This window comes from Oceanobacillus sp. FSL K6-0127 (genome assembly GCF_037983385.1).
Lineage (GTDB): Bacteria > Bacillota > Bacilli > Bacillales > Amphibacillaceae > Oceanobacillus > Oceanobacillus profundus.
In genome coordinates this window covers 1,615,761-1,628,969 of the sequence record NZ_CP150287.1, presented here as the reverse complement: position 1 = coordinate 1,628,969, position 13,209 = coordinate 1,615,761, and the positions used below count along the sequence as shown (strand labels likewise).

The following is a 13,209-nucleotide window of genomic DNA, read 5'->3' as shown; positions in this document are numbered from 1 at the left end:
ACTTATAAAATGAACTTTTTCAGGCAGTGCTCGAGTGGAAGTTCCATGGCATATAACCCACATTCCTTACCTTGCTTGGCAGATAGGAAAGTATAGAACTTTCCTATCTGCATAACTGCAACTGTCAGCTCTTTCGTGATATGACTTTGTGAGAAAGGAAAGAAAAGACCTAAACTTTCTGGAGCAATTTGCATAAACGACTTCATTTAGATTTATCTTTTGATTATATACTTTTCACCAAGCTCCGTCTTTTTTATACATAAATATCCTTAAATCTCTTGTATATGTGTATGCTTAAATTCATCGGAATACTTTAATCCATAGCTGAATAATCGATCCATAAAGATATGTGCAAACCAAATGATAGATAATAAAAGCAAGAAATCTTTTGCGAAAATGACCGAGCAAAAAATAAATAATAAAGGCAATATAAAACTATGACCAATGTTATAAACGGTTGCACCTACTTTATTGTTCCATGCATATCCAATCATTGTAATATCGGGAACAAATAACAGCACAAAAAATAACCATATTGGAAAATCCAGCAAAACATACATGTAAAATGAGAATACACAAGCAATTCCATTTTCTATTCGAACCATTCGCTGATTAGTCATTAAATCCCCCCGATTGAATATTATTGAAAAATCCAAACAATAATTCTTCAATAACTTCTTTGTTTCTTTCGTATTTTCCTTCGTTGATTAATTCCTTAATTCGATGCACTACTTTTAATGCTTGCTGATAGAACCGAATCTTTTCTTCAAGGTTAATCATTTTTTCATCTAATAACGAGACGGTAGAAACGTTGCATTCGATTGAAATTGGTTGATCTCTTAACAGAAGTACTTGTTGAATCTCTTTAATGGTAAAACCTAATTGCTTTAATACAATAATAAATTGTAACTGTTTCTCGCAGGCTACATCATATTCCCGGTAACCATTTTCCCGCCTTTTCGGAACTAAAATATTTTCCTTCTCATAGTAACGAACAGTATCCGGTTGAATATGGTATTTTGCAGCAAAGTCTTTAATTTGCATAGCAGCAATCCTCCCATAAAAATAATAACATTGGAGAAAACTCCAAGGTCAATAGTTAATTTCTGAGCGAAGAAACAAAACCATCACAACAATATCAATTGTACAATTATTGATTCGTATTGAAAATACTTCTTATATTAAACTGCTCAATTTGTCCATTCAGCTTTAACTATATAGCCTATGGCTTGTAAAATTCCCTTTCAGTTCAATAATCATAATTTCTGGGGTTTTAACTTATGTATGATTAGCCTAGCCTTGAAAATAATAAGATTATCTCTGCTATTAAAAGAAGAGGATAGGTGATATAAATGGCATTTAATCCCCCAAAGAAAACGGCTAGACTTGCTGTTGAACACGGTGCAAAAAAGGCAAATTTGCCGATTTTAACTCAATCCATATTGGGATTTTTAGCAGGAGCATTTGTCGCTTTTGGTTTTTTGTTAGATATTCGGGTTACAGGTAATCTTCCAGTGGAAATTTGGGGATCAATGGGATCATTTATTGGAGCATCTGTCTTCCCTGTGGGTCTTATTTTTGTACTATTGGCCGGTGGAGAGCTATTAACAGGAAACATGATGGCTGTAACAACAGCAAGATTTGCAGGTAAAATTAAAACAACATACTTAATTAAGAACTGGACCATTGTGGCTATTACTAATTTTATTGGTTCTATATTTGTTGCATATTTCTTTGGTCATCTTCTAGGCTTAACAGAAACTGGCCCTTATCTAGAAGCGACCGTTGCCATTGCTGAGGCAAAAATAGCGGATCCATTTATGCTTGCGTTTCTATCCGGTATTGGTGCTAATTGGCTGGTTTGTTTAGCAGTATGGCTTTGCTACGCAGCCGATGATGTTACAGGCAAAATCCTTGGTATTTGGTTTCCAATTATGGCCTTTGTAGCAATCGGGTTTCAGCACGTTGTTGCAAATATGTTTGTTATCCCAGCCGCTATCTTTGCCGGGTATTTTACCTGGGGAGAGTATTTGATAAATTTCGTAGCTGTTTTTCTTGGAAATGCTGTTGGAGGAGCTTTTTTCGTAGGTGGATTATATTATTTAGCATATATTCGTGAAAAGGTTTAAACACATAGGAGAACTACTAAAGGGATCTGAGAATGCTTGTTTAAAACATCAAAAAACCCAGGTTTATTCTATACCTGGGTTTTCATCAGTTTGCAGCGAAGTAGGGTGGATAAGGTTATCCGCGCAATCCGAACAAACGTCTAATATTCTATATGGGCGCTGTTCTTTTTCGGTTTCCTCTTCCCTGCCACATACTTCACAAATTCTAGGCAAATGAAAAACCTCCCTTTTAGAGGTTGTTCAAAAAGTCCGGTAAAAATGACACGTCGGAACAAGGACCTTCGACTAAAAACCGACACGTCCTGTGTCGAACGTCGAAGTCACCACATCCTGTGGTAGCCCGGTACTCAAAACTTCACCGCCTCGAACTTCTAGGTCTTTTTATCCTCCTATTTGAACATACACTTTTACATGTCATCCTCCAGTTTATTTACTTCATAACCTAAGTCTTTTACTGCTTGTTCGAAATCCATTAGTGATCCTGCATCCTCGTCATAAGAAATAATTGCTTCATTGGTTTGCGTATTAATTTTAATATTGCGAACTCCCCACACGTCATGCAAGGCATCGCTTACTTTCCTTTCATCTTCCTTTTTTAGATCTGGAATAGAAAGTTTATGTGTTATCATTTTCATCACCTTCACTTAAGAAGTATGTTTTTGAGATAATCCTTCACCCATACCACTTAAAAATTGAATCATCGCATTAAGGGAATTTCTTACTTCAATATCTTTTGTTGACTTATAGAGGTTCCACATTCCAATATTTTCATTGTAATTGGAGGCTTCTGTCATTCTTTCTAATCCTTTATTTACCCCATTAAAGATTGCCTTTATTTGATCGGGATCCATATCGGAAAGCAATTGAATGGTGCTCATTCCATTTTTGATAATATTATGCATCCCAGTTTGGTTCAGTTGTTCAACGGCAATCGCACCTACTTTTTCACGTGTGCGCAGCAAACCTTTAAGCATATCAAGAACTCCAAAATCATGGAGTTCTTTTAATATAATAAGGGTATCTTCAATAGCTTCACGGTTTTCCGCAATTTGTTTAATAATTGCTTGCAGGTCTTGTGCACGTTCTTCCTCTTCACTAAGTTGTTTTTTCTCAATTTGCCTTATTGCCCTTGCCACGTAAACCACCCTCTCTTCTTATCACTTCAGGTATCGGCGTAAAATCATCTCTTCTCCATTTTTTCTCTACTTCTACACCGATATGTGGTTGTGGATTACCGAAACGGTGATTATTTTTTGGCAATGGAGATTCGCCTGTTTTCTCGAGCACTTCCATTCTTACTTGTGCCTCTTTATAATTTGGTGTATGTGTGTCTTTGTCATAGTAACTGCTTGTTAACGCATTTACTGCTTTTTCGTATTCCACGGTATTCATAGGCAGGTACAGTTCATTCCCCGTTACTCTTTCAGATACCAACACACGCACTTTCACCTTTCCATAAGGGGAAATGAGACGGACGAGTGAACCGGTCTCGACATTTCTTTCTTCTGCTAGTTCTTTTGAAACCTCAAGCCATGGCTCGGAAACTATCTGATTAATTCCGGCTGATTTATTAGTCATATTGCCTTCATGAAATTGTTCCAAAAGTCGTCCATTGTTTAGGTGAAGATCAAATTCTTTCCCAAACTCCATTGGTGGAGTCCAATCAACTGGGAATAATTTTGCTTTACCATCTTTAGATTTAAATTCTTCTTCATATAGCAATGGAGTGCTTTCTCCGTTTGGTTTAACAGGCCAAATTTGGCTATCCCACCCTTCAAGAAGATCATAGCTTACACCTGCGAAAATAGGAGCTAATTTAGCTACTTCCGCCATAATTTCAGATGGGTGTTCATACTTCCAGTCAGCTCCACATTTATTTGCAAATTCCTGGAAGATTTGCCAGTCTGGTTTACAATCACCTAATGGTTCTAATACTTGGTAAAAGCGTTGGATTCTTCTTTCTGTGTTTACAAAAGTACCTTCCTTTTCCAAACTAGGAGCAGCTGGTAAAACAATATCTGCGAATTGGGCCGTTTTAGAGAAGAAAATATCTTGCACCACAAAGAATTCCAGTTTTTCAAATGCTTCATGTACGAAATTAATATTGGAATCAACCAATGCCATTTCTTCACCGAATAAGTACATGCCTTTTATGTTGCCATCCATAATACCATCCACGATTTGGTGGTTATCCAGACCAGGATCTTTAGGCAGCTTTGTTCCCCATGCTTTTTCATAGCGTCCACGTACTAAATCATTTTCAATTGGTTCATATCCTGGCAGCCAGTTTGGCATCGTTCCAAAATCACTTGCTCCCTGTACATTATTGTGACCACGAAGCGGATAAGCACCTGCTGCAGGTTTACCAAAATTTCCTGTGACCAATAAAAGGTTAGCAATTGCGGTACTTGTGTCTGTACCACCAAGGTGTTGTGTAACACCCATAGCCCAAAGGATACATGTACCGTTTGATTCGTGTATCATTTCCGCTACTTGTATTAATGTATCTTTCGAGATACCTGTTACTTTTTCCGCATAATCAAGCGTAAATTTTTCTAATGATTGTTTATACTCCTCTACTTGATTAACACGTTTTTGTAAAAACGCTTCATCTTCCCATCCTTGATCAAGAATATACTTCGTAACAGCGGACAGCCATACTAAGTCTGTTCCTGGTTTTGGATGAATATATAAATCAGCTCTATCAGCCAGTTCATTCTTTCGCAAATCTGATACAATCAGTTTCTGACCATGTAATTTATGTGCCCTTTTCACCCTTGTTGCCAATACGGGATGGGATTCGGAAGGATTTGCACCAACAACCATTACTAAATCAGCTTCCGCGATGTCCTTGATTGTTCCAGAATCCCCACCAATACCAACTGTGCGCATAAGTCCAGCTGATGCAGGAGTTTGACAGTATCTCGAGCAATTATCAACATTATTAGATTGAAAAATGGAACGAGCTAGTTTTTGGAATAGGAAATTTTCCTCGTTTGTACATTTAGAAGATGCAATAAAACCAAGCTTGTCGCCACCTTCTTTTTCTTTAATTTCCATAAACTTCTCGGCCATTAAGCTCAGCGCTTCTTCCCAGGTTGCCTCGTGAAATTTATCTCCTTTACGAATCAATGGTTTGGTAAGGCGCTCCTCACTATTCACAAAATCCCAACCGAATTTCCCTTTGACACAAGTAGAAATACCGTTAACCGGTGCATCACTCTGAGGTTGAACTTTAAGAATATCTCTACCTTTTGTCCATACTTCAAAACTACAACCTACCCCACAATAGGTACAAACCGTTTTTGTCTTCTTAATCCGATCTTCACGCATCGCCGCTTCAACATTGGAGATGGTGAAGATTTCCTTATATCCTGGTTCCACTTCTTTTGTTAGATCAATCATTGGTTCAAGGATATTATTTGGTATTCCCGTCATGTACCCAGCTTCACCGAGCATGGATTTTTCCATTAGAGCGTTACAAGGACATACGGAAACACAATGTCCACATGATACACAAGAAGATTCATTAATTGGCACATCATTATCCCAAATGACCCTTGGGTGTTCCCGATCCCAATCAATGCTAAGCACTTCACTTACTTGCAAGTCCTGACATGCCTCCACGCACAACCCACATTTGATACATTGATCAGGCTCATATCGATAAAATGGATGTGAATTATCTGGAGGATACGGTTTGGGTGTAAATTCGTATTTTTGGTGCTCTAGTTCTAAGTATTCTGCAGTATTATGTACCACACAATTTCCATTGTTATTGTCACAAACAGTACAATAAAGCTCATGGTCCTTCAGAATACGTGACATACCCTCTAACTGTGCTTCTTTTGCTGTTTCTGACACAGAGTTTACAACCATATCGGGTTCCGCTTTTGTCGCACATGCTCGTCTTAATTGCCCATCGACTTCTACAAAGCATGTGTCACAAGTTTGAATAGTTCCTATACCTAGATCTGGTTGTGACGAACAAATACCGGGAATATAAATATTGCTTTCTAAAGCTGCCTCTAAAATATATTGCCCATCTTTTGCTTCGATTGTAATGTCATTTACGGTTATTTGGAAACTACGACTTTCCATAAAAATCCCTCACCACCTTATTTTCCTTTATATGAAAGTATTTACTAAAAAATTTAAAATATAACTGGAGTTTGTAAACAAGGTGAGTGAGGGCATGTTGCTTTTACACGAAGAATCAAGTGAAGAATAGTCGTCAATTGGTTTCAGGAAGGTGTGATAGAATTAATTAAAGTGAATGATAGCTTTCACTTTAGTTTTTTTATAACCGCTTCAACAAAGAAAAAAAGACCCGCTAAAAATATAGCGAGTACGTTAATATATATATGGAATGTATTACAAAATTCAAACTCTCATCATTTAATTAATTTTATGTATGTGAATTCAATTGTTCCCACTCGCTTAAATACATCCGTTTGGCTATCTTTTTAGGATTTTCTAGTTTGCAAATTAGTTCTAAACTATTGCCATCTGGATCATTGAAATGGATTTTAGCATGAGCGTAGCTTTCATGTGGCATTACGAACGGTTCTACGGGTTTAAAACCAAATGCCTCCCTTGGTTCATATCCTATACTTTGTAACCAACCAACTGATTTCTTAAGGTCTTCTAATGTTACTTGAAATGCGATATGTCTTATCGAAGGATGGTATTCTAGCTGTACATTTTCTGATTCCCATAATCCAAGCCAACTTTTGTCTCTTTCAATCCACAAAAATGCCAGCCTCTCTTCAACAATATGATCAAGCACGAGACCTAGATTTTCATAAAATTCAATTGACCGTTTTAAGTTACTGACTGGTAAATGCGCTTCGTATAATCCTTTAATCATGATAGATAATTCTCCTTTTACTCTAACAAGTAAATTACATTTATTGAATTAACATGTTTCCCACATATTGAGCAGTACCACTCGAGCTTGTGAATGTAGCAACTAAAACATAATTCCCTTTAATATTTGGCATTTTAAAACCATCTCAAAAACTGAAGTTTAGATGATTTTGATACCTCTAATACTTCTCTTAAGATGCCCTATTAGCTATAAGAATTTCTTCAAAATTGAACACGGAACCCTTTAAATTGGTGAATACCAGTCCCAAATTTTATAAGTCCTTCATCTCTTAGCTCTTTTGCTGTATTTTTCACTTCTTGTAAAAGATCGGGATTCAGCCCTATCGTATTATGTCCACCAAAAATCTTCGTTACGTGGGGAATCGTTGAGATTCTTTCTAATGATTGTACTAACTCCATAGGATTAGTTGTAGGAAAGAAAGCATAGATTGGAGTCTCATCATAGAGTAAATCTCCTGTAAACAAATAACCAGTATGATTATCTAAGATAGATATATGACCTGGGGAATGGCCTGGCGTATGGTAAATCGTCAAGTTTCTATTTCCTATCTCTATTTCATCCCCATCATTTAATAGACCAGTAGGCTTTCCTTGATATGGTCTGTATGTAGCAGGATTAAATGTCACTGGAGTAGGTAAGGTAATATCACGACTTACATCTTTTCTTATTTGCTCTATGGAAAGTTGCTTAATTCCATTGATAAGCCAGTCTTCTTCATCCTTATGGACATAGATGTCCTTAAATTCAGAATGACTTCCGATATGATCCCAGTGAACATGGGTGGTTAGAACAATAATTGGCAGGCTTGTTAGTTGGTCAGTAATTCGTTTTATATTGTCAATCCCCAGTCCTGTATCAATTAATGCTGCCTTCTCTTCACCTATTAACAAGTAGGAGTGGACTTTTTCCCAATGTCCGAACTCACTAATAGCAAACGTAGTATCGTCTATTTGCGTCACTGTGAACCAAGCGTCTGTAATACCAACCATTTAAACGCTCCCTCTCTATTTTTACTTACTAAATGATTATATTATTTTTGAAAATCTGTCCTTTAACACAATTAAAATTCTGTGCTCATTTCGATGCTTTCATAAATTTCTATCAGTGACCCAGCAGGATCCCTAAAATGCGCTACCTTAATACCCCAATTCTTTTGTTCGGTTGGTTTCGTAATAAAATTCACTTTATTTTTTAATGCTTGATATGATTCTTCCACGCTTTCTACACTAAAAATTAAAGCTGTCCTATCTACTTTTTCAATATCATTAGAATAATCTCCACCAATTGCTTTAATCATCTGTTTACGATCAAAAACACCTAAAGTAGCTCCATTAAATTTAAAATCGGCATAATTAGAATTCTCATCGCCCCAAGACACGTCAAACCCTAATACATCTCTATAAAATAAAAAACATTCTTTATAATTGTCTACAAGCAATCGAGTGTGCGTAAATTCCATGATAAATTCCTCCTCTAAATAATCATTGCTGGGTCTTGAATTTGGTTAGTCGCCTATTATGCCTATTATATCTTTCACCCAATCAATCCCTTCATTAACAAAGGCTTCTGTCGGATTTGTATGTGGCGTATGTTCAAAAATGAAAAACACATCCGAATTTGTCGATAGCTGATAAATTAAATTCTTTACTTTAAAATGCGAATTGCTATTTTCGTGAGATGGATGAACAGGCACCCAAATATATTTATCATTGTGAAACTCTACGTTGTGTAAATGTACTACCTTTACATGCTTTTTCCACTTTTCGATATAATCTATTGCTTCATCGCCAACCGCTAATACATAATCCCCGATATCAATACAAAGTTTTATTCCATACCTATCCCAGATTTCAATTGGAAATGCATCCAGTGCTTTTATACCAAACGCGGATCTGTTATGACCTAATTTTGGTTCGCACACAATTGATATAGAATATCTATCTTGCAGCTGATGCAATCTTTTTAATCCGCTTTCAATAATTTCAGCAGAATCAATGTCTTTTTCTTCTTTGAAGTAAGGAAAGTGTACTAAAATATAAGCCGCGCCTAACTTGGACATATAGTTAACTTCCGATTCAAACTGTCTCCAAGCCTGCTCTGGTTCGTAATTTACCTTTTCCAGCAAATCGTATTTACTTTGATTTCTGTACAATGGAGAATGCAGTCCAAACGTTTTATTTTCTTTATTCGTTAACTCTATGAAATAATTAAAGGAATCCTCACTTGGAAATTCGCCAATTTCAATATGACTCACATTATCCTTATCAAATAATAAAGGGATTTTCTCAGGATCTGACATAATTGTACTTCCAGAAAGTCCTATGTGATGATGCATCTTTTCCTCTCCTTCTATCTATTATAGCTTTTAGATACGTAAACTCGTTTGTGACTGTTAGGCACTTCTAGATTTCATAAATTCTATTGGCCTGTATTGTTTGAAAATCCTCCAATTAATTTTAAGTCTGAATAATCAGCACCAAATTTTTTTGCACCCTCTAATAGAATATTGTTATTTATAATGATCACCACCTGTATTTGTTTACGAATTGATAATTCATTAAGTTTCACATTATACAGAAAATATAGATGGATTCTTATTGTAACAAGCTTGAAAGGCGGAAGCTAATTATTCTACTATCTTTATTCACTTGGAATAAAATTTTAATCTGCATATTTACTTTGAATGTAGGAGAATTTAAAGTCAGGAGGGATTCTATGGATCATGAATTTTTATCTGTTGAAGAGTTTAATGTATTGCTTCAACAGTGGAGCGGAAGAACAATTAAAATTACCAAGCACGAATTAGATGATGTCGATCAAACAGTATTGAATCTGCAAAATATTTCCTATGACCAAAACTTACGCAGAATCGATGACTACGTACCGAAACATAGCTTACTTTTACATGGAGATGGCCAAATAGAAACACTGACTACTATGAGTAATGTATCACTCCCATCACCGAATTATGAAATCCCCCTGCAGGATGACTCCCTCTATGAATTTAATGGGGAGACATTTGTTCTTACAACGAATCGTGGAGTTTATAAGATTGAGTTGGCATAAAAGGGCTCGGAATTAGCCCTTTTGTGTCTGTTGTTCAATAACTTCACTTTGACAAAGCTTCGATCCGAAATCCACTTGGAGCTTCAACATAAAATGATTTTAAAATCATACATTCCCCTCAATCAAATTGCTTCTGGCTTTATTCCTTTTTTAATTAAGGCTTTGTTAAACTTTAAGGAAAGCCTTTGAGAGCAAGGTTTACCCTACTAAAATTCCATTTTATTTTAGGTATTTATCAAGTTTTACAACATAGTCTATTGCTTTGAGTTCATTGTTTAAACCATATAAATATTCCTTAACAGCTTCCACTAATTTCGCAGTAGTTATGAATTCTTTAGACTCGAAATCCTGCCAGATTGAAAAAATATGCCAATTGTCCTTAGCTACATGAAGAAAGTTAAGAATTACCTCATCGTGATCAATTGTCTCATAATTCATATTTACTCTATATCCTTTTTGTACTTGTTGGATCCACTCTCCCAATTGAATTCCCAGCTCCGCAAGATTGATGTATGGGTCGTAGAAAAATACTCTTTCATTTAGCGAAATCTTTAACTCGCCCTCAATAAATCCAATGTCGTAAGAAGAATATTGTGATTCAGTTTCATTTGGTTTAACAGTGTTTAAAATAAATGATAACTTAATGTTCATAAAATCACCCTGTCGTTATACTTTCTATTAAGGTTAATCACATTCTTAGAAAATGAATTAAACGTTGAAGTCTGAGTGGTGTAACCTCCACCAATTGTAATTAATTAAATTAGAATTAGTATCCATAATTTCTTTTTCATTTCTCAGTATCCTTCATCGCCTTTACCAAATTTCCCCTTAAATCTATGTTATATTAAAAATAGAACTTTTGGAATGATTTAAACTATTTCTTTAAGATAAAGGAACGGTTGTAATGAAAGGGGATTCCGATAGTGAAAAAGGTTTTATTTAGTTTAGTTCCGTTGCTTTTCATTTTATTTGCATGTCAGGATCAGCAATTGGAAACGAATTATTATTTATCCCTGTTGGGCGATAGTGAGACTTGGAGATTGTCTGGTTATGAAATAATATTAACCCCAGATGAAATAAAGGTCGGAAATGGAAAGCTGATAATGAAGGAAGAAAATAAATATATTACAGATTCCTTTAGCTTTGATACATATGCGGTTATTAATGGCGTAGATCATAAAATTCATGCTGGCTCAGTCTCTGGACGCGCAGATATTAAAGAGCAAACGACCGGAACATTAGAAGGTGGCGCCCCCATTGATTTCGATGAATTAAGTGGTGTTTATATGATAATTGAGTGGTGGGATCCTAATGAAAGTGATAATGTTCAAGAGCGAATTAATTTATATCAAAAGCCGGAGATTGATGAAACGTTTTTAAATGAAGAATCCCTTTAAGAGAAATGGAGAGTTATCTGGAAATCGTCCATTTCTCTCATATTAATCTATGATTTTGTCTCACCGATATATTTATATTATTTTCGAACAAATATTGAATACTCAACTGGATTAACAAACCCTAACTTAGCAGCCAATTTTATAGAGCTAATATTTTCCACATCACAGTCCCATCTAGGTGTTAGCCTTTTTTCCAAACATTTATCGATAAATGACATTCCTAAAATAAAAGCGAAACTTTTACCAGTATATTGACTCTGTGTCACGATATCAATTTCTACAAAAGATTGACTGGTAAAGATAGAAGTACACTCACTTACTACTTCCCGATCATTATTTATTACACAAAAACCGAATCCATATTTCAGGAAGTTTGGTATGCCATTCCAATACTGATCATAATAACTTTCATTAAAACTAGAACTCATTTCAATGGTCTTTTGGCTAATTTCTCTGATCGTAAATCCACTAGGTAACTGCTTTTTCTTAACCGGGTAATTTCTTGGATTATATTCAAATGAACTTCTTTTCATTTGAATTATTTCTTCTTTGAGAAGGTTATATATGACCCTGTCCCAATTTCCTGTGGCTGAAAACAACGTGAATCTAGCACTTTCCCTAGTATGCTGTTTGTACAAAGCGAAAAATGCATCATTAAATGTAGGGTTGCATTCATTACCAGCAATAAAATATACACCATTTCTAGTGCCAATTAAAACTGTTCTCGGTTGAATTTGATCATCTGCATACACAATTCCAGGGATTATGTTTTCCGCAACAGAATAAGCAAATGTTGGACACCTTCTCGAATTCTCTATTAACACAGGTAGAACGCGATGATATTCTGTCTCTTTTAACACTTTCATCTCGAACAAATCCTTTACTTAGGTTTAGCCCTATTAACATATAAGGAAAGAGGAACAAGTAGCTTATCTATACGTGTTCTTCTATTATATAGAATAACAGCCGGAATCTTAGAATAATTTAGCTAAAACCTCTTTTAGTTCAATTAAGTCATCGATAACAAAGTCAGCCTTGGCCAATTCATCTTCTTGTGCAAAATCAAAATTACAACCAATTGCAACTAAACCATTGTCTTTCGCTGCTTTTATATCTGATAGACGATCTCCTACTACTGGTGCATTGGTAATACCATATTTTTTTACAATATCTTGCACTAAGTCGGACTTATTCAATGATTTTATTTGTTGTATACTAAATGTTTCGGTAACCCAATTATCCAAATGATAATACCTTACAATCGCATTTAAATATTCCTTTAAACCATTGCTCGCTATAAAAACGGACCAATTATTCTTCGTTAAATAACTGAAGACTTCTTTAACATTAGGATATAAAGCACCTTTACTATTATTTATATTTTCGATTAAACTTTCCAAGAAATAAACATCCGTTTGTTCTCTTACATCTATAGAATGATCAGGCAGCAGTGTTTCCCATACTTTAGGTAATGGGACGCCCATAATTTCCCGATATTTTTCAATGGGGGTTTCCCCTTCCCATTTACCTTGCGTTCGCAAATAGTTAAACGTGTCGTCAAGAGATAACTCTAATATTCTATCTGTTTGAAAGAGTGTGCCGTCCATATCAAAGATTAGTGCTTTCTGCATATTTTCCCTCTCCAATTACAATTACTGATTAATTTTTTTAAGGTGATCATAATAGCAAATACAAATAAATCCATACTTTTAAACAATTATGCTTT

General features: G+C 35.5%; 17 protein-coding genes. 3 read left to right on the top strand and 14 right to left on the bottom strand.

The genetic code is table 11. The annotated features are described in order from the left end of the window. Window positions 1–2: 2 nt before the first annotated feature. The 3 genes from MHH64_RS08150 to MHH64_RS08140 form a co-directional block, all read right to left on the bottom strand. A complete protein-coding gene (locus MHH64_RS08150; RefSeq protein ID WP_095313778.1) occupies window positions 3–206 on the bottom strand; it encodes a hypothetical protein in 204 nt (67 codons plus the stop codon). Between the two features lie 63 nt (window positions 207–269). Further along, entirely contained in the window at window positions 270–620 is a 351-nt protein-coding gene (locus MHH64_RS08145; RefSeq protein WP_340003039.1) for a DUF4260 domain-containing protein, read from the bottom strand. Beyond that, window positions 613–1,044, bottom strand: a complete 432-nt coding sequence (locus tag MHH64_RS08140) for a MerR family transcriptional regulator (protein ID WP_095313781.1) — start codon at window positions 1,042–1,044, stop codon at window positions 613–615. The genes MHH64_RS08145 and MHH64_RS08140 overlap by 8 nt, the downstream gene beginning before the upstream one ends. A 308-nt stretch (window positions 1,045–1,352) precedes the next feature. On the opposite strand from MHH64_RS08140, the gene MHH64_RS08135 reads away from it, so the two are divergent. Then, complete coding sequence (locus MHH64_RS08135) at window positions 1,353–2,129, top strand: formate/nitrite transporter family protein (protein WP_095313783.1); 777 nt, start codon at window positions 1,353–1,355, stop codon at window positions 2,127–2,129. A gap of 63 nt (window positions 2,130–2,192) precedes the next feature. Here MHH64_RS08135 and MHH64_RS08130 read toward each other — a convergent pair whose 3' ends face one another. From MHH64_RS08130 to MHH64_RS08095, 8 genes are all read right to left on the bottom strand, one after another. Then, entirely contained in the window at window positions 2,193–2,342 is a 150-nt protein-coding gene (locus MHH64_RS08130; protein ID WP_158586313.1) for a hypothetical protein, read from the bottom strand. A 194-nt stretch (window positions 2,343–2,536) separates the two neighbouring features. After that, window positions 2,537–2,758, bottom strand: a complete 222-nt coding sequence (locus tag MHH64_RS08125; protein WP_339229273.1) for a heavy-metal-associated domain-containing protein — start codon at window positions 2,756–2,758, stop codon at window positions 2,537–2,539. A 15-nt stretch (window positions 2,759–2,773) separates the two neighbouring features. After that, a complete protein-coding gene (locus MHH64_RS08120) occupies window positions 2,774–3,265 on the bottom strand; it encodes a hypothetical protein (RefSeq protein ID WP_251659635.1) in 492 nt (163 codons plus the stop codon). Further along, on the bottom strand, window positions 3,240–6,230 hold the full coding sequence (fdhF, locus tag MHH64_RS08115; protein WP_340003038.1) for a formate dehydrogenase subunit alpha: 2,991 nt from the start codon (window positions 6,228–6,230) through the stop codon (window positions 3,240–3,242). The genes MHH64_RS08120 and fdhF overlap by 26 nt, the downstream gene beginning before the upstream one ends. A gap of 307 nt (window positions 6,231–6,537) precedes the next feature. Next, the gene (locus MHH64_RS08110; protein WP_303447672.1) at window positions 6,538–6,999 is read right to left on the bottom strand and encodes a VOC family protein; all 462 of its coding nucleotides are present in this window, start codon (window positions 6,997–6,999) and stop codon (window positions 6,538–6,540) included. A 221-nt stretch (window positions 7,000–7,220) separates the two neighbouring features. Further along, window positions 7,221–8,009, bottom strand: a complete 789-nt coding sequence (locus MHH64_RS08105) for an MBL fold metallo-hydrolase (RefSeq protein ID WP_303447673.1) — start codon at window positions 8,007–8,009, stop codon at window positions 7,221–7,223. Between the two features lie 71 nt (window positions 8,010–8,080). Further along, on the bottom strand, window positions 8,081–8,479 hold the full coding sequence (locus tag MHH64_RS08100; protein WP_340003037.1) for a VOC family protein: 399 nt from the start codon (window positions 8,477–8,479) through the stop codon (window positions 8,081–8,083). A 45-nt stretch (window positions 8,480–8,524) separates the two neighbouring features. Continuing rightward, on the bottom strand, window positions 8,525–9,355 hold the full coding sequence (locus MHH64_RS08095) for a TIM barrel protein (RefSeq protein WP_340003036.1): 831 nt from the start codon (window positions 9,353–9,355) through the stop codon (window positions 8,525–8,527). Between the two features lie 380 nt (window positions 9,356–9,735). Here MHH64_RS08095 and MHH64_RS08090 point away from each other — a divergent pair, with 380 nt between their 5' ends. Then, window positions 9,736–10,086: a hypothetical protein gene (locus MHH64_RS08090; protein WP_303447676.1), complete on the top strand. Its 351-nt coding sequence runs from the start codon at window positions 9,736–9,738 to the stop codon at window positions 10,084–10,086. 219 nt (window positions 10,087–10,305) lie between these two features. Here the strand turns inward: MHH64_RS08090 and MHH64_RS08085 are convergent, their stop codons facing one another. Then, on the bottom strand, window positions 10,306–10,737 hold the full coding sequence (locus MHH64_RS08085) for a hypothetical protein (protein WP_095313804.1): 432 nt from the start codon (window positions 10,735–10,737) through the stop codon (window positions 10,306–10,308). A 272-nt stretch (window positions 10,738–11,009) separates the two neighbouring features. Between MHH64_RS08085 and MHH64_RS08080 the strand changes: the two genes are divergently transcribed. Further along, window positions 11,010–11,483 (top strand): hypothetical protein, encoded by a 474-nt coding sequence (locus MHH64_RS08080; protein ID WP_303447679.1) that lies wholly within the window; start codon window positions 11,010–11,012, stop codon window positions 11,481–11,483. Between the two features lie 77 nt (window positions 11,484–11,560). On the opposite strand, the gene MHH64_RS08075 is transcribed toward MHH64_RS08080, so the two are convergent. Beyond that, window positions 11,561–12,349: a GNAT family N-acetyltransferase gene (locus MHH64_RS08075; protein ID WP_303447680.1), complete on the bottom strand. Its 789-nt coding sequence runs from the start codon at window positions 12,347–12,349 to the stop codon at window positions 11,561–11,563. 108 nt (window positions 12,350–12,457) lie between these two features. Next, on the bottom strand, window positions 12,458–13,114 hold the full coding sequence (locus MHH64_RS08070) for an HAD hydrolase-like protein (protein ID WP_340003035.1): 657 nt from the start codon (window positions 13,112–13,114) through the stop codon (window positions 12,458–12,460). Window positions 13,115–13,209 lie beyond the last annotated feature (95 nt).